The organism is Streptomyces nogalater (assembly GCF_039532885.1).
Lineage (GTDB): Bacteria > Actinomycetota > Actinomycetes > Streptomycetales > Streptomycetaceae > Streptomyces > Streptomyces nogalater.
The window spans coordinates 34,615-61,495 of the sequence record NZ_BAAASM010000030.1; the positions used below are offsets into that span (position 1 = coordinate 34,615).

Below are 26,881 nucleotides of genomic sequence, written 5' to 3' on the forward strand. Positions count from 1 at the left end.
GCCCCTCATGGACCAGCCACTCCGAGGTCAGCCCGAACGCTCCCGGCTCCCGGCTCCCGGCTCCCGGCTCCCGGCTCCCGGCTCCCGGCTCCCGGCTCCCGGCTCCCGGCTCCCGGCTCCCGGCTCCCGGCCAAAACCTTATTGTATCCGGCTCCGTGCGGCGCACCTATAAGGGGAAAGGGAATTCGGTGCAATTCCCCGCCGCGACTCGTGGCCACGGCGAGGTCGAACGGCTGGGACAGCGCCTCCTGCCAGGAAATCCGCGCCATTCCGTGCGAGGTGAGGAATTCGTCCGTCCCGCCGTCGAGTTCGGAGGAACCGGTACGCGTGAAGAACACCTGGATCCGCTCGTCGCCCTCGAAGACGGCGAGCAGGTCCAGCAGCCGCGTGGCGGACGTGATGTTGTGCACGACGCCGAGCACACTGCGCTCGGCGACCACCGTGCTCCACCGCGACCCGCCCTTCCGCAACGGCAGCGGCAGCGGCAGCCGGCCCGTCTCCCGCACGCGCACTCCCGGCCACGATCGGCTCACCCTGACGGAGCACACGATAGTCATGCCGGGTACACGCCACCGTCACCGTCCTGTGCCGGTCACGACCCGGGTGTGGTCAGGACACCAGCCCGACGTGCGCCAGCGCCTGCTTCAGCAGCACTCCGTGTCCGCCCGGCATCTCGCTCTGCACGGCCCGGGAGGCGGCCTCCTGCGGGCTGAACCAGACGAGGTCCAGCGCGTCCTGGCGGGGCCGGCAGTCTCCGGTCACCGGCACGATGTAGGCCAGGGACACCGCGTGCTGACGCGGGTCGTGGTACGGCGTGATGCCCGCCGTCGGGAAGTACTCCGCGACCGTGAACGGCTGGAGCGAGGCGGGGACGCGGGGCAGGGCGACCGGGCCGAGGTCCTTCTCCAGGTGGCGCAGCAGCGCGTCGCGGACCCGCTCGTGGTGCAGGACCCGGCCGGAGACCAGGGTCCTGCTGACCGTGCCGTCCGGGCCGATGCGCAGCAGCAGTCCGATGCTGGTGACCTCACCGCTGTCGTCCACGCGCACCGGCACGGCCTCGACGTACAGGATCGGCATCCGGGCCCTGGCCATCTCCAGCTCGTCCGTGGTCAGCCAGCCGGGCGTGGTCTCGGTCATGTCAGACATTGCTTGATCATACTTTCCGGGTGGGGCGCCCGCCGGGATCGCGGGCCGGTTCGGATACGGGTGGTCCGTGCGGTGCGGATGCGGATGGTCCGTGCGGTGCGGATACGGGCGGCCCGTACAGCCTGCGGGCATTGCCGCGGCCCGTCCAGTCCGCGATGCGCAGGGCGTCGGCCAGGCTCAACTCGTCGGCGTCCACCCTCTCTTGCAGCAGACCGGCGAGGCCCCGGCGGAAGCACAGGGCGCCCAGGTGGTGGAACTCGGCCACACCATAGGCGTCGGAGCTGTGCAGCAGTTTGCGGAACGGGGTCACCTCCAGCGCCTCCTCCAGCACCGCCCGGCAGCGGGCCGGGCCGGTGTGGTGCAGCGCGAGGCCGACGTCCAGGTACACGTGCTCGAACACCGCCGCCAGATACGCCGCTTGACGGTGGTACGGCCAGCAGTGCAGCAGCAGGACCGGGATCGTGCCGGCCGTCCGGCGCAGCCAGTCGGTGAGCAGGGCGGGGTCGGCGCGGTGCAGCCGCAGGTCGGCGTCGCCGAACCCGGTGTGCAGTTGCAGCGGCAGCCCCAGATCGACGGCGGTCCACAGCAGGTGCCGTACCAGCACCGGGTCGGCGAGGCGTCCGCCGTGCGCCGCCCAGCGCCGGGCCGCCCGGGTCACCTCGGCGTCCGTCGGGCGCCCGGGGTCGAGGGCGAGGCCCGTGCGGTAGGCCGCGACCGACTTCACCGCCACCACGCCGGGCCGCCGTACGGCCTCCTCGGCGGCGGCGCGGAACGCGGCCGCGTACTCGTCCGCCTCCACGCCCCGCGCCGCCACCGCCTCGGCGACCCGCTCCAGCCGTACCACCTCGCAGGCGGTGGCGCCGGCCGCCGCCGCCAGCTCGGCGGGCGTGGTGAGCGGGTGCGGGGCGAAGCCGGTGTCCACGCAGAACACCTCGGTCCCGGCCGCCGTCAGGAAGCGCCGGTTGACCTCCCGCCAGCCGAGCTCCGCGCGCCGCGCCACGTAGTCGGCGGGCGGGGCGTGCCGGGGCAGGTCCAGCAGGGGCGCGCAGTGCCGGCGCACGGCCACGCCGACGGGGGTGTCGAAGGGGGAGACGCCGGGCCAGGCCGCGCCCTCGGTGAGCAGGGACGCGAACTCCCCGGCGGCCAGGTCGGCGGTCACCGCGCCGTGGCAGTGGTGGTCCACCAGCGGCAGCGCGGCGAGGGCCTCGTGCACCGGTCCCGGGGCGGCCATCGTCAGTACGCCCAGCGGTAGAACGCCGCCAGCGCGGTGGGGGCGAGCCCCTCGACGGCCGCCGCCTCGCCGAGCCGTACGGCGCTCACCGCGTCGGCGAGGACCGGGCCCAGCGCGGCCCGCAGCACCGGGTCCGCGCGGAACTCCTCCACGGCCCGCGGCAGCGACTCCGGCAGCCGCCGTACGCCCAGCGCCGCCGCCTCGTCGGGGCCGTACCGGGCCGGGTCGCCGGTGATATCCCCGGGCAGCGGGCGGCCCGCCGTGATGCCGTCGATGCCGGAGGCGATCACACAGCCGAGGGCCAGATACGGGTTGGCGGCCAGGTCGACGGGCTTGACCTCCAGGTTGGCGTCCTGGTCCCGGCGGCCCGCGGTGCCGGTGACGATCCGGACGGCGGCCTCGCGGGTCTCCCGGCCCCAGGCGGTGAACACCCCCGCCCACTGGGAGGGCTGGAGCCGCAGATAGCTGGCCGGGCTCGGCGCGGTCACCGCCGTCAGGCCGGGCAGATGGGCGAGGATCCCGGCCAGGAACGACTCGGCGGTGGCCGTCATGCCGTACCGGCCCTCGCCCCCGGAGTGCAGGTTCACCCCGTCGCGCCAGCAGGACAGGTGCAGATGGCCGCCGTTGCCGACGCCCTCGGGGAGGTAGGCCGGCGCGAAGGAGACCCGCAGTCCGTGCCGCTGGGCCACGGCCCGGATCGTCTGCCGCACCAGCACGCTGCGGTCGGCCGCCGCCACCGGGTCCAGCGCGCCCACCGAGACCTCGAACTGGGCGGGCGCGTACTCGGGATGGATCTGGTCGACGTCCACGCCCTGGGCGGCGAGCGCGGCCAGCAGCTCGGCGGTGTAGTCGCTCAGCTCGACCTGCCGGACGGCGCTGTAGGCCGGTCCGGTGGCCGCCGGGACGAACTCGTCGGCGGGTGCCGAACCGACGCCCACGGCCCACTCGATCTCGATCGCCGCCTTGAAGGCGAGGCCGTGGCGGTCGGCGGCGTCCGTGACGATCCGGCGCAGAAAGGTCCGGGCGCAGCCGGGGTGCCGCTCGCCCTCCTGGGTGATCCGGTCCACCGGCGCCCACGCCCAGCCGGGCTGCCCGGCCAGCGGCACGAGGTGGTCGAGGTCGGGGTAGAGCCTGAGGTCGCCGTCGGGGGAGCCGAGGACGTCGGTGGTGACGATGGAGTCGTCGGCGAGGAACGTGTCGAACACCGGGGACATGCCGACCCCCCAGGCCACCGCGGAGTCCAGCCGTGCCGTCGGGATCGTCTTGACCCGGCAGACGCCCGCCGTGTCCACATACGCCAGGACGATGCCGTGCACGCCCCGGGCCGCCAGGTCCGCGGTGAGGGCGGGCACCCGGTCCAGGTCACCGGGGCGGCCGCCGGGTCGGGGGTCGGCGAGCGTGGTCATGCGTCCTCCTCGACGGGTCCGGCCGGCGGGGGACGGCCGGACCCCGGGGTCAGGGTTTCACGGCGACCGCGCCGTACTGCGGCACCACGGCGGCCTCCGCCGCGGCGCGCCACCGCGAGCACGGCACCAGTCCGGGCTCGACCGGCTCCAGGCCGTCGAGGAAACCGGCGATCTCGGTGTGGCTCCGGGCGGTGATCGGCGGGGTGGCGTGCGTGTTCCAGAACTCCATCGCGGCGACGTTGCCCGCGCCGCCCGCCTCGGCGTCGTAGGTCGGGTGGGTGAGGACCAGGTGGCTGCCGGAGGGGACGGCCGCCATGATCCGCCGCACGATGTCCCGGGCCTCACCGGTGTCCGGTACGAAGTTGAGGATGCCCAGCATCATCACCGCCACCGGCCGGTCCAGGTCGAGGGTCCGGGCGGCGTCCCGCACGATGACGTCCGGGTCGCGCACATCGGCGTCGAGGTAGTCGGTGACGCCCTCGGGGGAACTGGTCAGCAGCGAGCGGGCGTGCACCAGCACGATCGGGTCGTTGTCGACGTACACGATCCGTGACTCGGGCGCGATCCGCTGGGCTATCTCGTGGGTGTTGTCGGCCGTGGGCAGTCCGGTGCCGATGTCGAGGAACTGCCGTATCCCGCGCTCGGCGGCCAGGAACCGCACCGCCCGGCCCAGGAAGTCCCGGTCCGCGCGGGCCACGGCCCGGATCACCGGGAACATCCCGGCGATCCGCTCGCCCACCCGCTGGTCGACCTCGTAGTTGTCCTTGCCGCCCAGCCAGTGGTTCCAGACCCGTGCGTTGTGCGCCACGCTGGTGTCCAGCCGCGCCGTCCCGGTCGCCGGGAAGTGGCCCTCGCTCACCTGTACGCCCTTCTCACATGCGGTTTCTCCGCCGTCATTGTGCCTGCCGGTGATCGCGCTGTCCCGGGAAACGGATCACTCCGGGCGGTTCGGGGTCCGCCGGGCGGATGAGGAACACTGGACCGGTATCCCCGCACCCGACCGGAAGCAGGACATGCCCGCCATACCCGCCCCCCTCCTCGACACCGCCGCGCTGCCCGCCGGCCCCGCCGACATCCGGCTGATCGTCACCGACATGGACGGCACGCTGCTGGACGACGCCAAGCGGATTCCCGACGGGCTGTGGCCGATGCTCGCCGAGCTGCGCCGCCGCGGGGTGCTGTTCAGTCCGGCCAGCGGACGGCAGTACGCGACCCTGCACCGGCAGTTCGAGCGAGTCGCCGAGGGCATGGTGTTCATCGCGGAGAACGGCACGTACGTGGTCCGCGACGGCGTGGAACTCAGCTCCGACCCGCTGGACGGGGCCGCCGCGGCGGCGATGGCGCGGACGGTACGGCGGCTCGCCGCGGACGGCGCGGACGTCGGCGCCGTCGTCTGCGGCAAGCGGGCGGCGTACGTCGAGCGGATCGACGAGGCGTTTCTCGCCGAGGTGCGCCAGTACTACGCCGAGCACCGGATCGTGCGGGACGTCACCGCCGTCGAGGACGAGGTGATCAAGGTGGCGGTGTTCGGCTTCGGCGCCGCCGAGCACACCGTCGCCCCAGCCCTCGCCTCCTTCGCCGCCACCCACCAGGTGGTCGTCTCCGGCGAGCACTGGGTGGACGTGATGAACCCCACCGCGAACAAGGGCGCCGCCCTGCGCGGGCTCCAGCGGGCGCTGGGCGTCACGCCCGCCCAGACCATGGTGTTCGGCGACTACCTGAACGACCTGGAGATGCTCGACGCCGCCGAGTGGTCCTTCGCCATGGCCGGCGCCCACCCCGAGGTGATCCGCCGGGCCCGCCACCTGGCCCCGTCCAACAACGACGCCGGCGTGCTGCGGACCATCGCCCACGTGCTCGGGTTGTAGCCCGGCCCGCAGCGCGTGCTCGGAATCGGCGGTCATGGCCGACAGCACCAGCGCGCCGCCTGGTCCCAGTGCCCCGACCAGCGTGCGGACCAGGTCGCGGGCGGCCTGGTCCAGGACGGCGGTACCGGTCGGACACCGGGCCGGATGCGGCCGGGGCGGGGTCGGTGACCTGGTCGGTGTCCTGGATGTCCGCCGCGGTGTCCGGCATGCGTCGGCCCCTCCCCGTCCGGTCCGGGACGCGGGGGGAAGGAGTCTGTAACGATCAACCGGCGCGGCGCAGGCAGTCCTCGGCCACCTGTTCGTCCAGCGCCGCCCGGACCAGCGCGGCGGCCAGCACGGCCGGGTCGGTGTCCCCGGCCAGCCCGGTCAGCTTCTCGGGATCCTCGGGCAGGCCGAGCCGGCCGGCGCCGGACAGCGCCTTGCCGTCCAGGTACGGCGCCACGTCCGGCCACACCCGCTGGGCCTCGCGCAGGAAGATGCCGGCGCCGGCCGGCCCGATGCCCGGCGCCTCCTGGAGCAGTTCTCGCAGGGTGCCGGCATCGCCCTCCGCCTCCCGGTGCAGCCGGCGCAGATCGCCGCCCCAGCGCCGGTCGAGCAGCTCGGCGCCGTCGCCGAGCTGGGTGGCCGTCCGCTCGTCGTACCGACGGTAGCCGCCCCGGCCGAGCGCCTCCACCCGCCGCCGCCAGTCGGCCTCGGCCATCCGGCGCGGGCTGCCGTCCAGGTGGTCCTCGTGCAGGGCGCGGGCCGCGGCCACCGCGACCGAGGCCCGGATCCGGGCGCTGAGCAGCAAGGACAGCACCAGCAGCCGGTACAGCGGCTGCGGGGTGTCCTTCAGGCGGATGCCCGCCTCCTCGGCGAACGTCCGCCCGTGCCCGGACACCAGCTCCCGCAGCACGCGTGCGTCACGGTTCACGGCCTACGGCTTGAGCGGGTCGTGGCCCAGCGTCATCAGCCGGTGCCGGCGGCCGGTGTCCCGGGCGATCTCCGGCTCGGGCTCGTTCTCCACGTCCACCAGCTCACCGACCGTGTCGACGACCTTGCGCATCACCCGCACGTCGTCCTCGGTCAGGTCGGTGCGGCGCTTCTGCAGGATCGCCAGGACGTGCTGCCCGGTCTCGCTGCCCGCCCGCTCCGGAAGCGGTTCGGTCTCCTCGTCGGCGTCCCGGACCTTCAGCCAGGCCGCGAGTTCCGCCGAGGTCATGTTCACCACGCGGTGGAAGTGGTCCCACAGCGCGTCGGAATCCAGCGAGTCCGCCATGGGTCTCCCCCTTCCGTCTTCTGCCCCGCCCAGCGCGTGGGGCGGGGGGCGTACAGGCCGTGGGTCAGCCGGCGGACGTGTCGCGCGGGTGGTTCTCGGCCTCGAACATCCAGCGCTGCTTCTCCAGGTCGGCGGTGATGGAGATCAGCAGGTCCTGGGTGACCGGGTCGGCCTTCTCGGTCACCGCGATCCGCTCGCGCAGCCGGCCGATCGCCGCCTCCAGCGAGGACACCATCAGCTCCACGACCTCCGTGTCACGCAGCCAGCCGTCCTTGGTGCCGGGCAGCGCGAAGGTCGCCGCGATGGTCTCCGGCCGGCCGTCCGGCGCCACGCCCAGCGCGGCCGCGCGCTCCGCCACCGTGTCGGAGTGGGCGCGGGCAGTGGCGACCACCTCGTCCAGCTGGAGGTGGATCGAACGGAACCGCGGGCCCACGATGTTCCAGTGCGCCTGCTTGCCGACCAGCGACAGCCCGAGCAGGTCGACCAGGGTGTCCTGGAGGGCGGTGCCGGTGACGCCGAGCGCCTCTTCGGGAAGTGTGCTCTTGACCACGGTCATGGTGCGTGGGTCCCCTTTCCTCGACTTTCCTCAGCGATGTCCGAAAGGGCGGGTGCCCCGGGCGCGCGCCGACAAACCGGCAGATCAACGGGGGGAGGGGGGAGGCGGAGGAGCGGCGGGGACGCGTCCCGGGTGTGGGCCCGGTCAGTCGGGTAGTACGCGGTCCAGGAAGCGGAGCAGCTCCGTGCAGGCCGTCGCGCGGTCCGTCTCGTGGAAGACCTCGTGCCGCGCCCCGGGGAAGATCCGTTCGGTCAGCCGGCCGCCGCTCAGCCGCTCCACCCCGGGCCGGCTCCCGGACAGCGGCACCAGGCGGTCGTCGTCGCCGTGCAGCCACAGCAGCGGCAGCCGCCCCACGTCACCGCCCCGCGCGACCGTCTCCAGGGTGCGGGCGAACGCCTGGAGCGTCGGCCGCTTCATGGGCCCGTGCCAGACCAGCGGATCGGCCGCGTACGCCGCGCCCACGGCCGGGTCCCGGGACAGCGCGGACGGGCTGATGGGGGTGTCCGGGATCTCGTCCAGGGCCAGCAGCCGCCCCGGCAGCTCCCAGGCGCCGATCACCGGCGCGGACAGTACCAGCGCGCTCAGCCCGTCGCCGTACCGCTGGGCGTAGCGGGCCGCGATCAGCCCGCCCATCGAGTGGCCGAGCAGGACCAGCGGCAGGCCGGGACGCGCGGCCCGGGCGAGGTCCGCGACCGCGTGCACATCGGTGACCACATCCTCGAAGTCCTCGATCAGCACCCGCTCCCCGGCCGACTTGCCGTGACCGGCGTGGTCGGGCGCGTAGACGGCGGCCCCGTGCCCGGTCAGTACGCCGGCCAGTTCGTCGTACCGGCCGGCGTGCTCGCCGTACCCGTGCACCAGGAGCGCCAGCAGGCGGGGGTCCGGATGCGGCCACTCGCGTACGGCGAGGGCTCCGTGCGTGCCGTCGAGGACGTGCTCGCGGACGTGGTGCATGTCTCCTCCCGTCGCCTCGGCCCAGGCCCCAGGGGAGCTTCCCAGCGGGGCGGCCGGAGGTCTATAGTCCAAAACTAGCAGTGCTAATTAATGGGCGCTGCACAGATCCGTGATCCACAATGTCGTAGGTCAGGAGTCCCGCCGTGCGTCCCGTCCATTTCGCGACCGCCCGCCGCACCCCCATCGGCAAGGTGCGCGGCGCCCTCTCCTCGGTCCGCCCCGACGATCTGGCCGCGACGGTGATCCGCCACCTCGTGGCCGACGTGCCCGCGCTCGACCCGGCCCGTATCGACGACGTCTACTGGGGCGCCGCCAACCAGGCCGGCGAGGACAACCGGAACGTCGCCCGCATGGCCGCCCTGCTCGCCGGACTGCCCGACTCCGTGCCCGGCGCCACCGTCAACCGGCTGTGCGCCTCCGGACTCGAAGCGGTCACCGCGGCCGCCCGCACCATCGCCGCGGGCGAGGCCGACATCGTGATCGCCGGCGGCTCCGAGTCCATGAGCCGCGCCCCCTTCGTGCTGCCCCGGCCCGACGAGGCCCTGCCGCACCGCATGGAGACCTACGACACCCGGCTCGGCTGGCGGCTGGTCAACCCCGCCATGAAGGAGCTGCACGGCCTGCTCGCCATGGGGGAGACCGCCGAGGAGGTCGCCGCCCGCCTCGGCATCTCCCGGGCCCGGCAGGACGAGTTCGCCCTGCGCAGCCACCAACTCGCCGCCGCCGCACGCAAGAACGGCCACTTCGTCGACGAACTCCTGCCCGTCCAGCGCCCGGACGGTGTCACCGTCGAGCACGACGAGTGCGTCCGCGAGGACACCTCGCTGGAGAAGCTGGCCCGCCTCAAGCCGGCCTTCCGGGCGGACGGCACGGTCACCGCCGGGAACGCCTCACCGATGAACGACGGCGCTGCCGGACTGCTGCTGGTCAGCGAAGAGGCCCTGAACGAGCTGGGCTTGGAGTCCCTCGGCCGGTATGTCGCGGGCGCCTCCGCCGGCGTCCACCCCGATGTGATGGGCCTCGGCCCGGTCCCCGCCACCCGCAAGGTGCTCACCCGGGCCGGCTGGGAGACCGGCGACATCCAGGAGGCCGAGCTGAACGAGGCGTTCGCCGCCCAGGCCCTCGCCTGCGTCGACCAGCTCGGCCTCGACCCGGAGCTGGTGAACCCCACCGGCGGCGCCATCGCCCTAGGCCACCCCCTCGGCTGCTCCGGCGCCCGCATCCTGACCACCCTGCTGCACCGCATGCGGCGCACGGGCGCCCAGCGCGGCCTCGCGACCATGTGCGTGGGCGTGGGGCAGGGCAGCGCGGTGCTGGTCGAACGGCACTGACGCGTCCTCAACGGGGGCTCCCCGCACGGGGATACGGTAGTACGAGCCGCAGCAAGGAAACGGAGCAGCACTCCATGGCAACCCTGTCCGTCGCCGCCATCCTCGCCGAGAACGCCCGGCGTCGCCCCCGCAAGACCGCCCTGGTCGAGGGGGAACTGCGGCTCACCTTCGGCGAGGTGTGGCAGCGGGCGCTGGCCCGGGCGGGCGCGCTCACTGGCCTCGGCGTACGGCCCGGCGACCATGTCGCCCTGATGGCCCCCAACACCGCCGAGTTCCCGGTCGCCTACTACGCGATCGCGGCGGCGGGCGGGGTCGTCGTCCCCGTCCACCTGCTGCTGTCGGCCGGCGAGGTCGAGCACGTCCTCAGGGACAGCGGCGCCACCGTGCTGCTCGTCCACCCGGCCCAGGCAGAGACCGGCCGGGCCGCGGCCGGGGCGGCCGGCGTCCGGGTGGTCACCCTGGGCGAGGAGCTGGACAAACTGGCCGCCGACGCCGAGCCGTTGCCCTCGTACGTCACCCGGGCCGCCGACGACCCGGCGGTGATCTTCTACACCAGCGGTACGACCGGTGTCCCCAAGGGCGCCGTCCTCAGCCACTTCAACCTGGTGATGAACGCGACCGTCAACGCCTTCGACGCGCACGACATCCGTGCCGACGACATCGCCCTGGGCGCGCTGCCGCTGTTCCACGCCTTCGGCCAGACGGTCTCGCTGAACTCCACCTGGCGGGCGGGCGCCACGCTCGTGCTGCTGCCCCGCTTCGACGCGGCCCGGGCCATCGAGCTGATGGTCGAGGAGGACGTGAACACCTTCCACGGCGTGCCCACCATGTTCGTCGCCCTCGCGGCGGCCGCCGCCGACGCCGAACGGCTCCCGGGGCTGCGGGTGTGCATCTCCGGCGGGGCCTCGCTGCCGGTCGCGGTACTGGAGCGGTTCGAGGCCGCGTTCGGAGCGCGGATCTACGAGGGGTACGGGCTGTCGGAGACCTCGCCGGCCGCCACCGTCAACCAGCCGGTCTTCGGTGCCAAGGCCGGCACCATCGGGCACCCGCTGTGGGGCGTCGACGCGGAGATAGCCCGCGCGGAGGTGGAGGACCGGATCGAGCTGCTGCCGCCGGGCGAGCTGGGCGAGGTCGTCATCCGCGGCCACAACGTCTTCTCCGGCTACCTCGGACGCCCCGAGGCCACCACCGAGGCCCTGGTGGACGGCTGGTTCCGCACCGGCGACCTCGGCACCAAGGACGACGAGGGCTTCCTGCGGATCGTCGACCGCAAGAAGGACATCATCATCCGCGGCGGCTACAACGTCTACCCGCGGGAGGTCGAGGAGGTCCTGATGCGGCACCCGGGGATCGCCCAGGTCGCCGTCATCGGCCTGCCGGACGAGCTGCACGGCGAGGAGGTGTGCGCCGTCGTCGTCCCGGCCCCGGGCGCCGCCCCGGACGCCGCCGCCCTCACCGAGTGGTCCAAGGAACACCTCGGGCGGCACAAGTACCCGCGCCGCGTGGAGTTCACGGACACCCTGCCGCTCGGCCCCAGCATGAAGGTACTCAAGCGGGAGCTGCGGACCCGGTACACGGGACGGTGACACCGCGCGGGCCGGCAGGGCGGTACGGGCGGCCACGGCGGTACGGGGGTGGCAGCGGGTTTCCGGCCCGGCGGTGAGTGCACGGGCCGGGCTGCCGACTCGGCGGAGGTGGCTCGGCGTTGTTGTCATGGACCGGTTCGCGAGACGGTCCTTACGCGGGGATTGATCATGCGCATAGCATCGGCCCCCGAATGAACACGATGACGCTCTGGCACATATCAGGCTGGGAGTTCGCCGCGCTCGCCTTCGCGGCCGTACTCGTCGGCTTCTCCAAGACCGCGGTCAGCGGGGCCAACACGGTCAGCCTCGCCATCTTCGCGGCGGTCCTGCCCGCCCGCGCCTCCACCGGCGTACTGCTGCCCCTGCTGATCGCCGGGGACGTGCTGGCCGTCCGCACCTACCGGCGGCACGCGCACTGGCCCACGCTGTGGCGGCTGTTCCCGGCCGTGGCGGTGGGCGTGGTGGCCGGCACCCTGTTCCTGGTGTGGGCCGACGACGGGATCGTACGGGTCTCGATCGGCGCGATCCTGCTGTTCATGGCCGGGGTGACGGTGTGGCGCCGGCGGACGGCCGAGACCCCGTCCGGCCCGGAGGCGGTGACGAACCGGGCGGGCCGGATGAAGGCGCACTCCTATGGCGTGCTCGGCGGGTTCACCACGATGGTCGCCAACGCGGCCGGGCCGGTGATGTCGCTGTATCTGCTGTCCGCCGGCTTCCGCAAGCTCGGCTTCCTCGGCACCTCCGCCTTCTTCTTCCTCATCGTGAACGTCTCCAAGGTGCCGTTCAGCGTGGGCCTGGGCCTGATCGACGGCCCCGCCCTGCTCCTTGACGCCGCGCTCGCGGTGTTCGTCGTGCCCGGTGCGTTGATCGGCAAATGGGCTGTGAACCGGATCAACCAGCGACTCTTCGAACAACTCGTCATCGCGGCGACAATCGTGGGCGCCGTGCAACTGCTCCTGCGCTAGCAACCACGTGGGGCATGACCGCGCGCTGCCGTCGGGGCCGGATCGGATCAGGTCCCGGACGGTGTCGCGCGGCTCGCTCCTGCCGATCCTGCCCTGGTGAGGATCCGACCGGACCTCGGTCAGTCGATGCCTTCGACGATGCGGAAGTCGCGCTCGACGCCGTCGGAGAGAGCGGCCAGCGCCTCCTGGTAGGCCGCACTCTCGTACGCCGCGACGGCCTGCTCGAACCTGTCGAACTCGACCAGGACGGTGCGCTCGGCGATTCCGGCGCCATGTGCCACGACCCGACCCCCACGGACGCGGGTCCGACCGCCCCCGGCCGCGACGGCCGGAGCGGCCAGCTCGTTGTAAGCGGCCAGCTTCTCGGGGTCTGAAATGGTGCGGTAGACGCTGACCCAGTAGCCCTTGGGCATGACAACCTCCAGTGTTGGGATGAGAGCGTCTAACTTACGGGTTGGTCTCGGACGAGCGTCGGCGGGCGAGAGCGAGGTTTGTCAGCGTCGTGATCGCCATGGCGCCGATGCCGGCCAGCGCCGCGGTGGTGTGGGCGCTGTCGTCGGGGAAGAGGTGGCCGGAGCCCGTGCCCGCGGCGAGGATCAGGCCGCCGATGGCGCTGCCCAGGGAGTACCCGACGCTGCGGACGACGTAGTTGAAGCTCATGACGCTCGACGTATCGCTCTTGGGGGTGACGGCCAGGATGACGCCGGGCATCGCGGCCGAGAAACCGCCGACGCCGAAGCCGAGCACGCCCATCGCCGCGAACAGTTCGGCCGGGTCCGACCGGGCCGCCGCGAACAGGGCGAAGCCGCCGCCGACCACGACGGCGCTGCCGGCCAGGAGCAGGGGGCCGGCGATCCGCGTCCGGACCCGCGGCGTGAGCTTGCCGGCGACGAACCCCGGCACCGAGAACTGGATGAGGACCAGCCCGGCGACGAAGGTCGTCAGCCCGTAGCCGTAGCCGTAGCCGTAGCCGGCGCCGTGCGGCGTCTGCGCGTACCGGGTGATGAGCGTGAGCAGGAGGGACATGCCGATCCCGCCGGCGAACATGGCGAGGTTCGCCCCGGCGACCGCCGGGTGCCGCACCACCCGCACGTCGATCAGGGGCGTCGTGCTGCGCGGCTCGACGACGGCCCAGACGCAGAGCAGTACCACCGCGGCGACGGCGAGGCCCGCCCCCACGGCGAGGTGCCGGCTCCACAGATTCCGTTCGCCGGCGAGGAACAGCACCAGGAGCAGCGCAGCGGCCAGGACGACCGCGCCTGCCACGTCCACGTGGGCGGAGCGGCCTTCGGGGGCTTCGGGCATGGAGCGCCACGCGGTCAGGAGGGCGGCGGCGGTGACGGCCAAGCCGAGGCCGTAGGCGGCCCGTACCCCGCCGAGTTCGGCGAGCAGTGCGGCCAGCGGGTAGCCGACGCCGGCCCGCCGGGCGTCGACCCCGCAGGGTGCCTGACCTGCCAGGCGTCGGCCCCGCCGGGCCGGCTCCGCGCCGGCGCCCGAGCCCTCGCCTCCCCGCCCGCCGCTTCCGCTGGGGTCGGCCCCGTACCGCCGACTCCACGATGCCGGGTGCGGCTGCCGACCGGGCTGCCCGCTCCCGCGCCCGTCGGTCCCACATCCGTCAGTCCCACGCCCGTCAGTCCCGCGTCGGTCGGTTCCGCACGGGTCGGTCCTCCGTCGGATTCCTGCGCAGCAGGTACGTGTCCATGATCCAGCCCTTGCGTTCCCGCGCCTCGGCACGCAGCCGCTCGATACGCGGAGCGGCCTCGGCGATCGGGCCGGAGACGAGGATCTCGTCCGGCGTGCCGATGTAGGCACCCCAGTAGATGTCCATGTCCTCCTCGGCGTACCGCCGGAAGGCCCGGTGCGCGTCCAGCATCACGACCACGTCGTCCACCCCCTCGGGGAAGCCCTCGGCCAGCCGCCGCCCCGTGGTGATCTGCACCGGCCGGGCGACCCGGTTCAGTCCCGTGCGGTGCCGGGCGGCCAGGGCGGAGACGCTGCTGATGCCGGGCACCACGTCGTACGTGAACTCCACCGCGCCCCGCGCCAGCACCTCCTCCAGGATGCCCAGCGTGCTGTCGTACAGCGCCGGATCCCCCCACACGAGGAACGCGCCGGTGCCGTCCTCGTCCAGTTCCCCGGCGATCAGCCGCTCGTAGATCCCGGCGCGGGCGCCGCGCCAGTCCCCGACGGCCGGGGAGTAGGCCGACCCGCCCGCCGAGCGGTCCCGCTCCGGGTCGCGGGCCTCCACGACCCGGTACGACCCGGCCGGCAGATGCGCGTCCAGCATGTCCCGGCGGAGCCGGGTCAGATCGCTCTTCACCTCGCCCTTGTCGAGCAGGAAGAACACGTCCGTGCTCCGCAGCGCCTTGACCGCCTGCAGGGTCAGCTGGTCGGGGTCGCCCGCGCCGATACCGATGACCTGAATCTTTCGCACGCCCCGAGTCTGCCGCACGCCCCTGACCACGCGCGCCCCGCCTCCGCACGCGCAGCGCCGCCGCCGTTCCCGTCCGCGCCCGGCGTAAGCGTCCGGGTCAGGGGCCCGGCCGGGTTCCTTCGGCGGGACCCAGCCGGGGTGCCTCGGCGCGCGCGTCGACCGGTGTCGAGCCGCGCTCCACCCGCCCGGCCAGCTCCCGCGCCCACCGGGTCAGCCCCGGCAGATCCAGCCCGTAGGGCCGGTCCTCGCCCCGTCCGGCCGCCCACTCCTCGACCGCGCCGGCGCCGCGCCGCAGCAGTCGGGCGCCGCCGACGGCGTTGCCCCGGGCCGCGTGGGTGAGCCCCACGGCCAGCTGGGCCAGCCCCCGCCAGAGCGGGCGCTCCTCCCGCGGCCCCGACTTCCAGGCGTCCTCGAACACCTCGTGCGCGTGGAACGGCCGCCCCGCGGCCAGCAGCGCCTGCGCCTCGCCGACGGTCTGCCACGGCGCCCGCAGGACCCCCTCCGGCTGCCGGGGGACGCCCTCGGCGCCGTAGGGCAGGGGGCGCCCCAGCCCGTCCCGGGGCCGCGCGTTCCGGGCCCGCCCGGCCGTGTCCCGGTCCCTGGCATCCGATGACCCCGAATTCGTCATACCGCCGATTGTGCCCCGCCGTGTTCCCTGCCGCGCTTCTGCCCTGTTCCGCCTCGGTCCCGACCACTGATCCCGCTTTGTCCCTGTTCGCCCGCTTCCCTGTCCGGCCCTCTTCGGAGCACCCGCCGGTGTGGGGTAAAGTGCTGTCCGCACGATCACGCGGGCCACCGCGCGACAGTGCGACGGGACGTGGCGCAGCTTGGTAGCGCACTTGACTGGGGGTCAAGGGGTCGCAGGTTCAAATCCTGTCGTCCCGACTGGAGACAGTCGCAGGGCAGGGCCGGTTTCGGAGACATCCGAAACCGGCCCTTGATCATTCCCGGGGACCGGTGGGGGACCAGTGCTCCCTTGACCGGGGTCGGCAGGGCCGTTGGGCCCCGTGCGGCAGGTGAGAGGGGACTGTTCAGCCCTATCCGCCCCCGGTACGCATCGGACGATCATGGGTCGGCGGCCGGGAAGGGCCGGCGCACACCCGCATCCACAGCACTTCCCGGTCCGCCTTTCGCCATGGCAGAACGTCTCCATGGCAGGAGGGAAGGACACCGTCCGGTGGACGAGACGCAGCGACAGCGGCCGGATATCGCGAGCCCGAGGGGTGGTGTGGCGGCGGAGGACCCCGCCGCCGTGCGCCCGGCCCGGCCGGAGCAACGGGCGGCGGGCGCAAGGCCGTCGTGGACGGAGTGGCTGACGACAACCGACCACAAGAAGATCGGGACGCTGTATCTGGTCACCGCGTTCGCGTTCTTCCTCGTCGGCGGCGTGATGGCCCTGCTGATGCGCGCGGAGCTGGCCAGGCCGGGTCTGCAGATCATGTCGAACGAGCAGTTCAACCAGGCGTTCACCATGCACGGCTCGATCATGCTGCTGATGTTCGCCATGCCGCTGTTCACCGGCTTCGCCAACTGGATCATGCCCTTGCAGATCGGCGCGCCGGACGTGGCCTTCCCCCGGCTGAACATGCTGGCCTACTGGCTCTTCCTGTTCGGCTCGGCGATCGCGGCGTTCGGCTTCCTCACCCCGGGCGGTGCCGCCGACTTCGGCTGGTTCCTCTACGCCCCGCTGTCGGACGCGGTCCACTCGCCAGGCCTGGGCGCCGACTTGTGGATCATGGGCGTGGCCCTGTCCGGCTTCGGCTCGATCCTCGGCGCGGTCAACTTCATCACCACCATCATCTGCATGCGCGCCCCCGGCCTCACCATGTTCCGGATGCCGGTCTTCACCTGGAACGTGCTGCTGACCGCGGTCCTGGTCCTGATCGTCTTCCCGGTGCTCGCGGCCGCCCTGTTCGCCCTGGAGATGGACCGCAAGTTCGGCAGCCATGTCTTCGACGCGGCCAACGGCGGAGCGCTGCTGTGGCAGCACCTGTTCTGGTTCTTCGGCCACCCCGAGGTCTACATCCTGGCGTTGCCGTTCTTCGGCATCGTCTCCGAGGTGATACCCGTCTTCAGCCGGAAGCCGATGTTCGGTTACATGGGTCTGGTCGCCGCGACGATCTCGATCGCCGGCCTGTCCGTCACGGTGTGGGCCCACCACATGTACGTCACCGGCGGGGTGCTGCTGCCGTTCTTCGCCTTCATGACGTTCCTGATCGCCGTGCCCACCGGGGTGAAGTTCTTCAACTGGATCGGCACCATGTGGAAGGGCAGCCTCTCCTTCGAGACGCCGATGCTGTGGACGGCCGGCTTCCTCGTGACGTTCCTCTTCGGCGGGCTGACCGGCGTCATCCTGGCCTCACCGCCGATGGACTTCCACCTCTCCGACTCCTACTTCGTCGTCGCCCACTTCCACTACACGGTCTTCGGTACGGTCGTGTACGCGATGTTCGCCGGATTCCACTTCTGGTGGCCCAAGTTCACCGGCAAGATGCTCGACGAGCGCCTCGGCAAGATCACCTTCTGGACGCTCACGGCCGGCTTCCACACCACCTTCCTGGTCCAGCACTGGCTCGGCGCCGAGGGCATGCCCCGCCGCTACGCCGACTATCTGGCCACCGACGGCTTCACCGCTCTCAACTCTCTCTCCACGATCGGCTCGTTCCTGCTCGGCCTGTCGATCCTGCCGTTCTTCTACAACGTCTGGAAGACGGCCAAGTACGGCAAGCCGGTCGAGGCCGACGACCCGTGGGGCTACGGCCGCTCGCTGGAGTGGGCCACATCCTGCCCGCCGCCCCGGCACAACTTCGTCACGCTGCCCCGGATCCGCAGCGAGTCCCCGGCCTTCGACCTGCACCACCCCGAGGTCGCCGCGCTCGAAGAGGCGAGGAAGTAGACCATGGCGCAACCCGTGTTCGCCCTCGCCGCCGGGGCGCTGACCGCGGCGGGCAGTGTCTGGTACCTTCCCGCCCTGGCCGACCTGCGTGCCGGGGCCGACCGCCCCGAATCCCACCGGTGGGCCGCGGTGGCCTGCCTCACCGGCTGGGGGACGATCGGGGTCGCCGCGGTGCTGCTCCTGGTCGCCGGGGCCTGGTGGATCCCCTGTGCGGCCGTGGTGGCGGGTGCCGTCCTCACGGCGGGCCTTCGGGTCCGCGCGGCCATGCGGCGCCGGCGCGAAACCGAGGAGGCCGCACACCACTGGGCGCGGTTGTCCCCTGCCCGGCCCGCCCGGCCCCTGGACCGCACCTCGCGTCGCCACAAGGCCGTCGTCGCCCTGATCGGCTCCGCGGTGGCCGGCGCCATGGCCGCCGCGGTGCTCCTCGCCGCGCTCGCCGGGCCCGCGCACGACGGCGGCCCGCGGGCGATCGACGCGTGGCCCCCCGCCGTCGTAGTGCTGTCGCTCGTCACCGCGCTTGCCCTTACGCGGACCCGCCGGCGTCGGCGTCGGCGCTCCGATGAGGCCGGCCGCCGTGCGCTCAGTTCACCGGGGGCGGGACGGCACGCCGGATAGCGATGTGTGCGCGGCCCGTTCTTCGCGGCGGATACCGGGCGTACGGGCGTGAACCCCGAACACCCGCTCAAGAGGGGGCGCGGAAGCGCCACCGGCACGCAGGCTCAGTTCACCGCGGCAAAGGCCCGGTGGCTCCGGTGGAGCGCCACGAGCCGCGCGTTCCACCGGCTCGGCGCCGACACCGGTGTACTGCCGTCGGCGCCGAGCCGGGTTTCACGGGCGAAGGGGAGCCGATGGCCTCACGGGTTCGCGAAGCAGTGACCGTCGCAGGTGTAGTCCCACCAGGCTCCGCAGCCGCTCGGGATCCGTTCGCAGGAAACCCGGTACTGGCAGTGCGTTCCGATACGGCAGAAGTCCGACGCGTCGGCACAGCTGCAGTACTCGGCCCTGGTGGAGACCGGCTGGTCGGCCGGGCCGAGAGACGCCATGACGCGGTAGGCCTCGTCGGCGCCGAACGCCGCGATCATCTGCCGGCTCATCTCCTGGTCCGCGCGGACCCGTGCGTCCGACTTGCCGTCGCCGAACACCGTGTCATCGGAGATGTAACGCTCCAGGTCGGCAAAAGCACGCTTCTGTTCCGAGGTCGTGGGCGGGTGGGCGGCCCGGTAGCTCGCGACGTGCTCGCGCCACAGGCGCGCGCGGGTGGAGGCCGGCAGCGCGGCGTGGATGGCCCTGCGGTAGTCGGGGGAGTAGGTGATGATCGCCCGGTACGTCTGCGGCAGCCGGTCCCGGTTGGCCGTCACCCAGGCCGCCGCGGCGGAGCGGCGTTCCTCGGCGAAGGCCGGCGCCTTTCCGGTGAACAGCAGGCCCCCGGCGATGGTGGCGCCCGCGCCCAGGCGGAGGAACTGCTTGCGGCTGAACCGCTTCGTGTCGTCGGCAGGGCCGATTAGCGGCTGATGGATCTGCTCGCGCAGCCGGCCGAGGGCGCTGAGGATCCGGAAGGTGGCGCGCACTCCGAGACGGCGGGTGAGGGGAAGGGCCATTCGGTGCGCCGTCCATGCGCGGACCCGTCCGTCCCCGTCGGCATGGATCAGGGTCGGTGTGAAGGGGGCGTCGGGGCCGAAGACTGCCGCCCGCCACTCCTTCATCCGCGGGTTTTCGAGCGGGAGCACCTCCAGCCTGCCGGCGCAGGCGGCGGCGACCGCCTGTGAGATCTCTCCGCAGGTGCGGCACGATCCGTCGAAGCCGAGGGCCCAGTGCGTTTCGCCGTCTGATCGTGCTGGACGTGCCTCTCTTTCCTGCATGTGTCTTGTTCCTCCTTTGATCGGAACCCGCCGGCATGCGCACCCCTGTCAGTCGCCCGGCGATCCGAACAGAGGTGGGGTTCCGTCAGATTAGCGCCCCCTTTTTAGTGATTACTGTGGAAAGTTTCAAAAAGAGGAATTTAGTACAGATAGTAGTTATATATGACGGGGATGGTTCCGTCGGCTCAGCCGGGGCCGTGACCCCGCAGGTGCAGGGCGCGTAGAGCCACCTCCAGGGCGAAGCGGTGCTCGGGGTCGGCGAGCCGGTCGCCGAGGTGGGAGTCGAGGGTGCGCAGGCGGTAGCGGACGGTCTGGGCGTGCACGCCCAGCATCTCGCCCACCTGTTCCGCGGGCGCGCGCGTGGAGATGTGGACCCGCAGGGTCTCGATGAGCCGACCGCGCCGGCTGGCCGGGAGTCCGTCGAGCGGGGCGAGTTCGCGGGCCGCGAGATGGTCGACCAGGGCATGGTCGGACAGCAGCCACAGGGTGGTGAGATGGTCCTCGCAGGCGATCAGCGGGGCGTTGGGGATGACTCCGTCGTCGACGAACTGCAGGATGCGGCGCGCCCAGCGCACCGAGTCGGCGGCTTGGCCGAGGGGGACGGTGAGGCCGAGCACGGCACGGGTGCCGGACAGGGCCTTGCGGAGCATCGCCAGGCGCTGCGGGGTGAGACTGCCGGGGACGAGCAGGTGGGGCTGGGGCATGTCGAGATCGACGAGGACGTCCTCGTCGAGCGCGGCCTGGATGCGCTCGGCCACCGGCGGGCGCAGCGCGACCAGGGTGCACCGCAGGGGAAGCTCCCAGGCGGCGGCCTCGGCCAGTTCGGTGACCGTCGTCCGCGGCAGCGGCGGTGCGGCCAGGATGAGGTGTAACAGGCGTCTTCGTAACGCGGACACCTCCGACGCGGCCCGCTCCCGCACCTCCGCGTATCCCTCGCGGGTGATCGCCTCCAGTTCGTCGACGTAGGCGAAGAGGGCGTCGGCGAAGGAGAGGATGAGGGTGGGGGAGAGGTTGTGCTGCCGCCCGATCGTCTTGGCGCGGCGCAGCGTGATGCGCGCTCCGAGGCGGTAGGCGCCTTGCAGGGTGTGCAGGTCGCGGCCTTCGTACGCCTCCACCCGGCCGAATCTGCGCAGCAGTTCGTCGCGGGCTTCCGAGCGCCTGCCGGGATCGGCCACCCGGTCCACGAAGGTGACCAGCGCCTGCTCCACGCCCTGGCGGATCGCGTCCCCGCTCGGGCCGTTGAGCAGTCGGCCGTACACCGGATAGGCGCGTGTGACCTCCGCTCGTATCTCGTTGAGAAGGCTCGGCAGTTCGGGCCGTATGAAGGCCGCGAACCGCTTGGGCAGGGGGCCGAGCGGTTCGCCGACTTCGGGGGACCGTGTGATCGAGGGCATGAGTCACCTCTTGCGCTCAGAAGTGTCCGGCGAGGCGGCCGGCCGGGTGCCGTCCGCCTCGCGCGGAGGGCACCCGGTCCGGGCCACCAGTGCCACACCGGTCTGGGTGCTGACACTTAATCAATTCAACCGCCTGGTGTACACCGCTCAGGCGGATACCGCCGGTGCCTGCCGGGCCCGCCGCCGGAAATGGCCGGGAAGCTCCGTGGTCGTCACCGGAGGGCCGAGTGCCAGTTGCGGGCGAGCACCTTGCCGGCGTCGGGTACCACGGTGCCGGGCGCGGTGAGGCCGGCCAGGTGGGTCTGGGCGCTGTTCAGGGTGAGGCTGTTGTTCCCGGCGGCGGAGGGCAGCCCGGTCTTCGCGTTGACGGCGGCGTTGATCAGGCCGACGTTCAGGCCGCAGCCGCTGGCCCCGGGCACGGCGAAGCCGCTGTCGTTCTGCGGGGCGCCGGTGAGGTCGATCCGGCTCATCTCGCCGGCGTCGTCGGCCGTGCCGTCACCCTTGAAGAAGCTCATCCCGAACGCAGGGTAGTCGAGGTTCTTCGGCCGCAGCACGATCGGCGCGGACGCCGACCCGATGTAGCAGTTGTCGCCGAGGAGCGGGTTCTGCAGGTGGACGCGGACCGGCAGGGCGATGATCGGCATGTCCTTGAGGACGCCCGCCGTCTGGTCGAAGGCGTACGGCGCGCCGACGGACTCCATGGTGGCGGTGATCTTGTTGAGCTTGGCGTCGCTGAGGGTCTGGCAGATGGCGGTGATCACCGGGATGTCGCTCGGACACATCAGGCCGAGCAGGCCGCCGGGGACGGTGGCGGGGTCGGCGACCAGCGCGCCGGAGGGCGGGGCGACGACGGTGCTGGTGCCGTCCGCGTTCTGGACGACACCGAACTGGAGGTTGGTCCTGCCGGTGACCACGGTGGTCTTGCCCAGTTTGATCGAGCCGCCGGCGGAGGTCGACACCACGCACTGCGGGGTCTGGTCCGAACCGTCGGCCGCCAGCATCGCCGTGGCGTCCACGGGGCAGCGGGTGAAGGGGGCCCACTGGCCGTTGAGCGTGGGGTCGGCGGCCGACGCGCCGCCGATGGAGGCGAGGGTGCCGAGCGCGGTCAGGGCGGCGACGGCGGAGAACCGGGTGCGGGGGGAGAGCCGGGGCATGGTGGTGGCCTTCCGGGGAGACGGGGGAGGAACGCCGGGCGGGGGCTCAGCGCTCGGGGACGGGGATGACGAGGGGTTGCAGATCCTTGGTGCACTGATCGGGGTTGAACACCTGCACCGCACATGTCTGGCCCTGCATCTGCTTGACGTAGTTGCCGGGGCCCGAGACCGAGGCGGTGAGCAGGCGGTCGACGTTCTCGCCGTCGTGGCTGCCGCAGCCGGTGAAGGCGGGGATGGTCACCTCGCCGGTCAACGGGCCGCCGGAGCTGAGCAGATAGCCGACCGGCAGGGCGGGCGGCTGGTGCGAGCTGCGTCCGGTCAGCAGCAGGTGGTCACCGGGGAACTTCGCGGGCTCGGGCTCCTCGGAGCGCAGCGGGCCGCGCGTCCGGCAGCCGTCACCGACGTCCAGCGGGGTCCCGTTGACCTCCAGGGAGGTCACGCGCAGGACCAGCGGGACCCGTACCCGTGTCTCCATCTTCGTGAACAGGGTGACGAACGAGGTCTCGCCCCTGCCGTCCATGGTCATGGGCCCCGTCTGCTCCAGCACCATGGTGGCCTTCGTCGGAACGAAACCGAAGGTCAGGAAGGTGGCCTGGAACGGCGGGGTGCGCGCCTCGCCCTCGTACCAGAGCGTTCCCTTCGAGCGCTGGGTGAGATAGCCCCCGGTGAAGTCCGGGAAGAACTCGATGTCGGTGGGGCCCTGTTCGATCAGCGCGCAGGACAGGGGGATCAGTGAGGCCCCGTCCAGCTTGCGCACGTTGGTGTAGCCGGTGACGTAGGCGTTCAGGGACGCCGAGGTGGACGGGTGCCGCTCGTCGTAGCGGCAGGGCGGGGCGGCCGGGCGGGCGGCGGCGCCCCGCGGGGCGCGTTCCGTCACCGTCGGCGCCCGGTCCCCCTCGTCGGACTGGTCGTCCTGGTTGCCCTGGTCGTCCCGGCCGCCCGGGGAATGCGGGGCGGTGGGTGTGCCGGTGCCCGGCGCCGGGACGGACGGGTCCGGTGAAGCGGGGGAGGTGGCCGGGGGCCTGGGGTCCGGCTCGATCGCGACGGTGGCCAGCAGGCCCTGCTCGGGCGCGTCCTCGGCGAGCGAGCAGCCGACGGTCAGGGCAGCGGGGTCGGCGGCGGTGCCGTCCGGGGTGTCGAGCGCCAGGTCGAGGTCGAGGGCGCGGGCGGAGAACGTGAGGGCGCCGCCCACGCGGGCGGTGACGGAGGGGACTTCGCCCGTCGCGGTCAGCGTCAGGGGCCCCGAGGCGGGGAGGGCGGCCGGCCGCGCCGTACCGCGCCAGGTCGCCTCGGCCGCCGATGCGCCCTGCGCGATCCCGACCCCGAGCCGGGTCACCGCGCGTACGCCGGCCGCCTTGCCGTCGGCGAGGTCCGCGACCGCTTCCGCCGGCAGCTCGACGGTGGTGGTGACATCGGTGGGGGTGAACGCCTTGCCCGCCCTGGCGGCGGTGGGGAAGTCCGCCGTGACGCGTACCGTCACGGGAAGTTCTCCCGAGGGCAGGGCGCAGACGTAGGGGAGCGCGACGTCGGCCTCCTGGGTGCCCGGGGCCGAGACGGCGGCCGGGACCATGGCGGCGAGTACCACGAACGCGCCGATGGCCGTGGTGCGGGCACGGACCCGGGGCAGCCGCGGCGCGGCGGCGCGATGGCCTCTCATACAGCTCCAGTCGGTCGTACACCGGTAGGGGACAGGGGGAAAGGGCCGCCGGGGAGCGGGGCCGGGCGGCCCGCGTCCGCCCGGCCGGGTGCGTGACCGGCCCGGCGGACGCGGACGGCGGTGCCTTACGGGTTGGAGCCGACGATCTTCGGGATGGTGCCGTTGGACGCCTTGATGACGTAGTTGCCCTTGAAGGTGGGCTTGGTGGAGGTGGTGACCACCGTGCCGCAGTTGACGGGGGCCGGGTTGGAGCTGACGGTCAGCTCGCCCGCGACGCTGTTGACCGCCAGGACCCCCGACGAGTTGGTGTAGGTGCCCGAGGCCTTGCCCGTCACGGTGAACTTGCACGCGCCCGCGGTCACGTTGGCCTTGATGTTGCCGACGTAGCCCGTGGTGACGCCGGTCGTGGCGTTGTAGTCCTGGGCGACGACCGTCCAGGGGGTGACCGCCACGGTGCTGACGTTGCCCAGGACGCTGGTGCACGGCGACGCCGAGGTGCCGAAGCTGATGGCGTTGATGGTGGCGACCGTGGCCGGATTGCCGGTGGTGCTGGCCATGCTGCCGGAGGCGCTTGAGGTCGTGCACGTCATCGGAATGCTGGCGGTCAGCACGATGTTGCCGCTGTTCGTCGCCGTGTAGCTGCCCGTCGGGGTCACGGTCCAGACCGTGGAGGGAGCCGCCGAGGCGGGCCCGGCGGTAAGACCGAAGGCGGCCGCGGCCGCACCCGCCACGACGGCGAGCCTTCTCGTGTGCTTCTTCATGACTTCGGGGCTCTCCTTGTGGTTGAACGGCAGGGATGGGCCGCTGCCGAATCGATCGGGGTGTGCGGCCCGCGGCTCGGTGTTCCCCGTCCGCGAACCATGACGTTACTGGCGGGAAACTTCTTCGAACAATGCCGTTGTTCATGATTCTTTGAAAAGAAGAACCATCTCTTTCCGGGGTGAGTGATCCGCAACCTGTCTTAGTCATCCGCTGCCAAAACAGGAAGCCTTCGGCGGCCGGGGAGGGGATGCCCGCCGACCTGGCCGCACCCGTCCGGAATGCTCACTCGGCGACAACTTCCGGGGGCGGGATTGTCTGCGCCGTGACAGATTCCGGATGGCTGGACCAGGACTCTCCGAAAACCTGGAATCCTGTCTTGCCCACCGTGGTTACCGGGCCGTAGCGTGCCGGTGCGGTGCTCGGTACCAGGTCGGCGCCCCCTGCCGGCCGAGCCGTGGCGGATGCCCTCCGGCCGCTTTCTCCCGCCCTGTCCTCATCGGGGCACAGGCGGGCGGAGCGGGGTTGTCTCCGGGGTGACAAACGCCGGGACGGCGACGGGGGACGCGGGCCCGCACCCATGGTCGGCGGGTTGCGCACCCACGTGACGTGCGACGCCCGCACACGGAACCAACCTGCGTCCGCTGGAGGTGATATGGGCGTCGAAGTGGTGGTCGAGGGTCTGACCAAGTCCTTCGGTAAGCAGAGCATCTGGCGGGACGTGACACTCACTCTTCCGGCCGGTGAAGTAAGCGTCATGCTGGGGCCGTCCGGCACCGGGAAGACCGTCTTCCTGAAGTCGCTCGTAGGGTTGCTCAAACCCGAGAAAGGCCGTGTGCTCATCAATGGAGTGGACATGGTGAACAGCCCAGAGCGGGATATCTACGAGACCCGTAAGTTATTTGGGCTCATGTTCCAGGACGGCGCTCTGTTCGGTTCCATGTCGCTGTTCGACAACATTGCCTTCCCGCTGCGCGAGCACACCCGCAAGAAGGAGTCGGAGATCCGCCGCATCGTCATGGAGCGGATCGAGATCGTCGGACTGCTGGGCGCGGAGGGCAAACTGCCGGGGGAGATCAGCGGGGGTATGCGCAAACGGGCCGGACTGGCCCGCGCGCTCGTGCTGGACCCGCAGATCATCCTCTGCGACGAACCGGACTCCGGCCTCGACCCGGTCCGCACCGCCTACCTCTCCCAGTTGCTGATCGACCTGAACGCGCAGCTCGACGCGACGATGCTGATCGTCACCCACAACCTCGACATCGCCGCCACCGTGCCCGACAACATGGGGATGCTCTTCCGGCGCGAACTCGTCACCTTCGGCCCGCGCGAGGTGCTGCTCACCAGCGAGGAACCGGTGGTCGCCCAGTTCCTCGACGGCCGGCGCGAAGGCCCCATCGGGATGTCGGAGGAGAAGGACGCGGCCACCCTCGCGGCCGAGGCGAGCCTCGACCGCGCCGCCCAGCCCCGCAGGATCGTCCCGCAGCTGGAGCCGTCGCCCGGTCTGCCGCACCGCCGCGCCGTCACCCGGCGGCGGGAACGCGTCCTCGGCATGATCGACCAACTGCCCTCCGCCGCCCGTACCGCCATCCTGCGGACCTACGCGGAGAACACCGAAACGCCGGCCGCGCCCCTGCCCGCCGCCGGGAGCGGCGCATGATCACCGGCGCGCTGCGGCAGACCGGGCGGCTGTTCGTGCTCGCCGCCGAGGTGGGCCGCGCCATCTTCCGACGGCCTTTCCAGTTCCGCGAGTTCATCGAGCAGTTCTGGTTCGTCGCCGGAGTCACCATCCTGCCCGCCGCCCTCGTCTCCATCCCCTTCGGCGCGGTCATCGCCCTCCAGGTCGGCTCGCTCACCCGGCAGCTGGGCGCCCAGTCCTTCACCGGGGGCGCCAGCGTCCTCGCCGTCGTCCAGCAGGCCAGCCCGCTCATCGTCGCCCTGCTGATCGCCGGCGCCGGCGGCTCCGCCATCTGCGCCGACCTGGGCTCCCGCAAGATCCGCGAAGAGCTGGACGCCATGGAGGTCATGGGCGTCTCGCCCGTACAGCGCCTGGTCGTGCCCCGGGTGCTGGCCACCATGGGCGTGGCGGTCCTGCTCAACGGTCTGGTCTCCGTCGTCGGCACCCTCGGCGGCTACTTCTTCAACGTCATCCTGCAGGACGGCACCCCCGCCGCCTACCTGTCCAGCTTCTCCTCCCTCGCCCAGCCGGCCGACCTGTACATCAGCGAACTCAAGGCGCTGGTCTTCGGGTTCATCGCGGGCATCGTCGCCGCCTACCGGGGGCTCAACCCGCGCGGCGGCCCGAAGGGTGTCGGCGACGCCGTCAACCAGTCCGTCGTCATCACCTTCCTCCTGCTCTTCTTCGTCAACATGGTGATGACGGTCCTCTATCTCCGGATCGTCCCGCCGAAGGGGGGCTGACCCGCG

General features: G+C 72.3%; 26 protein-coding genes and 1 tRNA gene. 9 read left to right on the forward strand and 18 right to left on the reverse strand.

The genetic code is table 11. The annotated features are described in order from the left end of the window. Positions 1 to 5: 5 nt before the first annotated feature. The 5 genes from ABD350_RS19930 to ABD350_RS19950 all read right to left on the reverse strand — a co-directional run bounded on the left by ABD350_RS19930 (position 6) and on the right by ABD350_RS19950 (position 4,642). Positions 6 to 506, reverse strand: a complete 501-nt coding sequence (locus ABD350_RS19930; RefSeq protein ID WP_344349536.1) for a hypothetical protein — start codon at positions 504 to 506, stop codon at positions 6 to 8. Between the two features lie 103 nt (positions 507 to 609). Then, positions 610 to 1,137 (reverse strand): NUDIX hydrolase family protein, encoded by a 528-nt coding sequence (locus tag ABD350_RS19935; protein WP_030794315.1) that lies wholly within the window; start codon positions 1,135 to 1,137, stop codon positions 610 to 612. 16 nt (positions 1,138 to 1,153) lie between these two features. Further along, positions 1,154 to 2,377, reverse strand: a complete 1,224-nt coding sequence (locus ABD350_RS19940; protein ID WP_344349537.1) for an amidohydrolase family protein — start codon at positions 2,375 to 2,377, stop codon at positions 1,154 to 1,156. Between the two features lie 2 nt (positions 2,378 to 2,379). Beyond that, positions 2,380 to 3,783 carry a type I glutamate--ammonia ligase gene (locus tag ABD350_RS19945; protein ID WP_344349538.1) on the reverse strand — a complete coding sequence of 468 codons (1,404 nt, stop codon included), beginning with the start codon at positions 3,781 to 3,783 and terminating at the stop codon, positions 2,380 to 2,382. A 49-nt stretch (positions 3,784 to 3,832) separates the two neighbouring features. Continuing rightward, on the reverse strand, positions 3,833 to 4,642 hold the full coding sequence (locus ABD350_RS19950; RefSeq protein WP_344349539.1) for an SAM-dependent methyltransferase: 810 nt from the start codon (positions 4,640 to 4,642) through the stop codon (positions 3,833 to 3,835). Between the two features lie 154 nt (positions 4,643 to 4,796). Here ABD350_RS19950 and ABD350_RS19955 point away from each other — a divergent pair, with 154 nt between their 5' ends. After that, complete coding sequence (locus ABD350_RS19955) at positions 4,797 to 5,651, forward strand: Cof-type HAD-IIB family hydrolase (RefSeq protein WP_344349540.1); 855 nt, start codon at positions 4,797 to 4,799, stop codon at positions 5,649 to 5,651. A 262-nt stretch (positions 5,652 to 5,913) separates the two neighbouring features. On the opposite strand, the gene ABD350_RS19960 is transcribed toward ABD350_RS19955, so the two are convergent. The 4 genes from ABD350_RS19960 to ABD350_RS19975 form a co-directional block, all read right to left on the reverse strand. Beyond that, positions 5,914 to 6,564, reverse strand: a complete 651-nt coding sequence (locus ABD350_RS19960; protein ID WP_344349541.1) for an HhH-GDP family DNA glycosylase — start codon at positions 6,562 to 6,564, stop codon at positions 5,914 to 5,916. A 3-nt stretch (positions 6,565 to 6,567) separates the two neighbouring features. Further along, positions 6,568 to 6,909, reverse strand: a complete 342-nt coding sequence (locus tag ABD350_RS19965) for a DUF3140 domain-containing protein (protein WP_344349542.1) — start codon at positions 6,907 to 6,909, stop codon at positions 6,568 to 6,570. 64 nt (positions 6,910 to 6,973) lie between these two features. Next, positions 6,974 to 7,465, reverse strand: a complete 492-nt coding sequence (locus ABD350_RS19970) for a Dps family protein (protein WP_344349543.1) — start codon at positions 7,463 to 7,465, stop codon at positions 6,974 to 6,976. Positions 7,466 to 7,609: 144 nt separating this feature from the next. After that, the gene (locus ABD350_RS19975) at positions 7,610 to 8,419 is read right to left on the reverse strand and encodes an alpha/beta hydrolase (RefSeq protein ID WP_344349544.1); all 810 of its coding nucleotides are present in this window, start codon (positions 8,417 to 8,419) and stop codon (positions 7,610 to 7,612) included. 143 nt (positions 8,420 to 8,562) lie between these two features. Here ABD350_RS19975 and ABD350_RS19980 point away from each other — a divergent pair, with 143 nt between their 5' ends. The 3 genes from ABD350_RS19980 to ABD350_RS19990 all read left to right on the forward strand — a co-directional run bounded on the left by ABD350_RS19980 (position 8,563) and on the right by ABD350_RS19990 (position 12,301). After that, the gene (locus tag ABD350_RS19980) at positions 8,563 to 9,750 is read left to right on the forward strand and encodes a thiolase family protein (protein WP_344349545.1); all 1,188 of its coding nucleotides are present in this window, start codon (positions 8,563 to 8,565) and stop codon (positions 9,748 to 9,750) included. 74 nt (positions 9,751 to 9,824) lie between these two features. Beyond that, positions 9,825 to 11,336 (forward strand): long-chain-fatty-acid--CoA ligase, encoded by a 1,512-nt coding sequence (locus tag ABD350_RS19985; protein WP_344349546.1) that lies wholly within the window; start codon positions 9,825 to 9,827, stop codon positions 11,334 to 11,336. A gap of 191 nt (positions 11,337 to 11,527) precedes the next feature. Further along, on the forward strand, positions 11,528 to 12,301 hold the full coding sequence (locus ABD350_RS19990; RefSeq protein ID WP_344349548.1) for a sulfite exporter TauE/SafE family protein: 774 nt from the start codon (positions 11,528 to 11,530) through the stop codon (positions 12,299 to 12,301). 119 nt (positions 12,302 to 12,420) lie between these two features. Here ABD350_RS19990 and ABD350_RS19995 read toward each other — a convergent pair whose 3' ends face one another. From ABD350_RS19995 to ABD350_RS20010, 4 genes are all read right to left on the reverse strand, one after another. After that, entirely contained in the window at positions 12,421 to 12,714 is a 294-nt protein-coding gene (locus ABD350_RS19995; protein WP_344349549.1) for a DUF1330 domain-containing protein, read from the reverse strand. 34 nt (positions 12,715 to 12,748) lie between these two features. Continuing rightward, a complete protein-coding gene (locus tag ABD350_RS20000) occupies positions 12,749 to 13,648 on the reverse strand; it encodes an MFS transporter (RefSeq protein ID WP_344349550.1) in 900 nt (299 codons plus the stop codon). 283 nt (positions 13,649 to 13,931) lie between these two features. Then, positions 13,932 to 14,735 carry a precorrin-6A synthase (deacetylating) gene (cobF, locus tag ABD350_RS20005; RefSeq protein ID WP_344349551.1) on the reverse strand — a complete coding sequence of 268 codons (804 nt, stop codon included), beginning with the start codon at positions 14,733 to 14,735 and terminating at the stop codon, positions 13,932 to 13,934. 97 nt (positions 14,736 to 14,832) lie between these two features. Further along, positions 14,833 to 15,363, reverse strand: coding sequence for a DUF309 domain-containing protein (locus ABD350_RS20010; RefSeq protein WP_344349552.1), 531 nt, complete (start codon positions 15,361 to 15,363; stop codon positions 14,833 to 14,835). A 183-nt stretch (positions 15,364 to 15,546) separates the two neighbouring features. On the opposite strand from ABD350_RS20010, the gene ABD350_RS20015 reads away from it, so the two are divergent. The 3 genes from ABD350_RS20015 to ABD350_RS20025 all read left to right on the forward strand — a co-directional run bounded on the left by ABD350_RS20015 (position 15,547) and on the right by ABD350_RS20025 (position 18,246). Then, positions 15,547 to 15,620 (forward strand) — tRNA-Pro (locus tag ABD350_RS20015). 292 nt (positions 15,621 to 15,912) lie between these two features. Beyond that, positions 15,913 to 17,631 carry an aa3-type cytochrome oxidase subunit I gene (gene ctaD / locus ABD350_RS20020; protein ID WP_344349553.1) on the forward strand — a complete coding sequence of 573 codons (1,719 nt, stop codon included), beginning with the start codon at positions 15,913 to 15,915 and terminating at the stop codon, positions 17,629 to 17,631. A gap of 3 nt (positions 17,632 to 17,634) precedes the next feature. Further along, entirely contained in the window at positions 17,635 to 18,246 is a 612-nt protein-coding gene (locus tag ABD350_RS20025) for a hypothetical protein (RefSeq protein ID WP_344349554.1), read from the forward strand. Positions 18,247 to 18,485: 239 nt separating this feature from the next. Here ABD350_RS20025 and ABD350_RS20030 read toward each other — a convergent pair whose 3' ends face one another. The 5 genes from ABD350_RS20030 to ABD350_RS20050 form a co-directional block, all read right to left on the reverse strand. Continuing rightward, positions 18,486 to 19,490, reverse strand: coding sequence for a bacteriocin fulvocin C-related protein (locus ABD350_RS20030; protein WP_344349555.1), 1,005 nt, complete (start codon positions 19,488 to 19,490; stop codon positions 18,486 to 18,488). 185 nt (positions 19,491 to 19,675) lie between these two features. Next, positions 19,676 to 20,884 carry a PucR-like N-terminal domain-containing protein gene (locus ABD350_RS20035; RefSeq protein WP_344349556.1) on the reverse strand — a complete coding sequence of 403 codons (1,209 nt, stop codon included), beginning with the start codon at positions 20,882 to 20,884 and terminating at the stop codon, positions 19,676 to 19,678. A 212-nt stretch (positions 20,885 to 21,096) separates the two neighbouring features. After that, positions 21,097 to 22,038, reverse strand: a complete 942-nt coding sequence (locus ABD350_RS20040) for a hypothetical protein (RefSeq protein WP_344349557.1) — start codon at positions 22,036 to 22,038, stop codon at positions 21,097 to 21,099. A gap of 46 nt (positions 22,039 to 22,084) precedes the next feature. Next, on the reverse strand, positions 22,085 to 23,695 hold the full coding sequence (locus ABD350_RS20045; RefSeq protein WP_344349558.1) for a DUF6801 domain-containing protein: 1,611 nt from the start codon (positions 23,693 to 23,695) through the stop codon (positions 22,085 to 22,087). Between the two features lie 125 nt (positions 23,696 to 23,820). Next, positions 23,821 to 24,456 (reverse strand): hypothetical protein, encoded by a 636-nt coding sequence (locus tag ABD350_RS20050; RefSeq protein WP_344349559.1) that lies wholly within the window; start codon positions 24,454 to 24,456, stop codon positions 23,821 to 23,823. 653 nt (positions 24,457 to 25,109) lie between these two features. Between ABD350_RS20050 and ABD350_RS20055 the strand changes: the two genes are divergently transcribed. Both ABD350_RS20055 and ABD350_RS20060 read left to right on the forward strand, forming a co-directional pair. Next, positions 25,110 to 26,114, forward strand: coding sequence for an ABC transporter ATP-binding protein (locus ABD350_RS20055; protein WP_344349560.1), 1,005 nt, complete (start codon positions 25,110 to 25,112; stop codon positions 26,112 to 26,114). After that, a complete protein-coding gene (locus ABD350_RS20060) occupies positions 26,111 to 26,875 on the forward strand; it encodes an MlaE family ABC transporter permease (RefSeq protein WP_344349561.1) in 765 nt (254 codons plus the stop codon). The genes ABD350_RS20055 and ABD350_RS20060 overlap by 4 nt, the downstream gene beginning before the upstream one ends. Positions 26,876 to 26,881 lie beyond the last annotated feature (6 nt).